2 protein-coding genes are annotated in these 2,251 nt (G+C 48.2%); both read right to left on the bottom strand.

Going from position 1 to position 2,251, the window contains the following annotated elements; all coding sequences use genetic code 11:
• A partial coding sequence (locus BG32_RS11210; protein ID WP_147434985.1) for a hypothetical protein occupies window positions 1-583 on the bottom strand: 583 nt, incomplete at its 3' end.
• A gap of 114 nt (window positions 584-697) precedes the next feature.
• The coding region (locus BG32_RS11205) for an InlB B-repeat-containing protein (protein WP_183084330.1) at window positions 698-2,251 on the bottom strand (1,554 nt) is incomplete at its 5' end.

Raw genomic sequence — 2,251 nt, 5'->3', positions numbered from 1 at the left:
GGTCATACTTCGGATTGTTTGGATATGTTGCAAAGTCCCAGATCCACGCATCTTCTCCCGATTGAATTACAACATAAGAATCGTTCACAAGTATTACTTCAATGAGCAGCTCGACCTTCTCTGCGAATGTCATGTTCTCAAGGCATTCGAGAGAGTAGAAGATAAGATCTCCGTCTATGAGTACATAGATTCCCGTCTTGTCTTCCACTGCTGCCATGTCGAATGTTGACTTTGTTTCTTCAAGCGTAACTGTCTTCTTTAGAAGCTCCACACCCCTGGAGTCTCTAACTAAGAGTGTCACTTCGCCTGTCCCATTGTTCGCGAAGAATCTTGATTCGGCCTTGCCTCCGCTAAGCGTTACGGAAGGCATCCCGTTGTCGAACTCGACAACCGCCGCATCCTTTACTCCCTTTACATCGACACTGAAGGCAAATTCGCTGATTCCCATGAGAGCAATCTCACGGGTCAGAGTGAATTCAGCATCAATCGAGGGTTCTCCGCCAAGTTTGAAACATGCAGGCAAGAAAAGCGTTAGTACGACTATTGCCAGTACGAGACCGTAGAAACCCTTGCGTTTAAGCATGCAAACTCAACCTCCTTTTTAGGTTCAACTCAATCATAACAAAGACTAACTTGCAAAACCTGTATTCCATAAACACTACTCAGTACTTCTCTGGAAACCAATAATTAACTGATACTAAGGAAGATCAATGTTTCTCTCAGCTATTTTATCGTCCGCAGCGTCCTTAGCCATGACGTCAACCCTGTTCAATTCGGAAGCTACAAAGACTCGGAACTCATAAGTGCCAAGATCCGGTACCACAAAGGGATTACCTTCAATCACCTGTATTTCTCCATCTGCGGCAAACTCGATGGAAGCACAGAATGGTGAATTAACAACTACGGTGAATTTGTACTCGGAAATACCCAGGATCGGATAATCAGCGACAAACTCACAGGTTGCCTCTATAACTTTCAAGAGATCGAAGTTCTTGGAAACCAGCAGCTCGGCACCGCTGTATGCCATGACGGTTATCTCTTCGGCATCGAAATCCACAGAGTTCATTTCTATGTCTATTACTCCACCGACTGGAACGGCCATTGCAGGTATCGGTTCGGCCTCTGGATTGCCGGGATACGCGAATTCGACCTTATCCACATTGTCGGATACTTCGATATGAACGTCATAGATGACTGCGGAAGGCAAAGACCATTCTTCCTTTGGAGTAAATGTTGCAACCTTCAGGAAGGCCTCGCTGTAATCCAATTCCACTACTAGTTCCGCCAAAAGATTACCGTCGGCCGTAAATGCTCTTATCAAAAGGAAATCCGCATCATCAAGCGTGAAGAAATTGACGATATTGGCTACTCCTCCGACTACTGGTGCTTCAGGAACAGGAAGCTCAGTATCATTGTCGGGATAAGAGAATTTCAGTAGAGTGACTTCCGGATCGACTTCGATATATACGTCATATCTATTTCCCAAAGGACTTTGAGCCTGGAAATCAAAATCGGTTACAAAGAAGACCTGCTTGAAAGTAGCGTCTATAGCGTGATTATCGCGTATATCTTCAAGATTGTAGGTCTTATCGGTTGTATCTGGAGAACCGACTACATCGACGGGAACGCCATCGACCGTTACCTGGTCAACGCCATAACCCTCGTCGGGAGTGAAAGTGAACAGAAGATCGTCGCCACAATCGACTACCGTTTCGCCTTCGGGATCGACTGCCCCGTCTTCTCCAGCTGTTGAAGTAACCACGTAGGTCTTGATGGTGAAAACTGCCACCAGGTCAACATCGGCTTCGGCAGTGAATGTGTACTCTGCGTCTTCGCTGACGAGAGTCTCACCCACGAACCAGCCCACGAAGTCATAGCACTCATCGGCTTCGGCAGTTACTGTCACTTCTGTTCCGCAGTCGTAAGTGCCGCCTCCGCTGACTACTCCGCCCTCTTCAGGCTCGGCAGTAACGGTGACTTCGAACGTCTTAAGCGTGAAGACCGCTACCAGGTCGACATCGGCTTCGGCAGTAAATGTGTACTCTGCATCTTCGCTGACGAGAGTCTCACCCACGAACCAGCCGTCGAAGTCGTAACAGTCTGCGGGAGTGGCCACTACGGTGACTTCACTGCCACAATCGTAAGTGCCGCCTCCGCTGACTACTCCGCCCTCTTCAGGCTCGGCAGTAACGGTGACTTCGAACGTCTTAAGCGTGAAGACCGCTACCAGGTCAACATCGGCTTCGGCAGT

The sequence above is a fragment of the Mesotoga sp. HF07.pep.5.2.highcov genome (assembly GCF_003666285.1).
Taxonomy (GTDB): Bacteria; Thermotogota; Thermotogae; order Petrotogales; family Kosmotogaceae; genus Mesotoga; species Mesotoga prima.
This window is presented reverse-complemented; position numbering and strand designations above follow the sequence as displayed.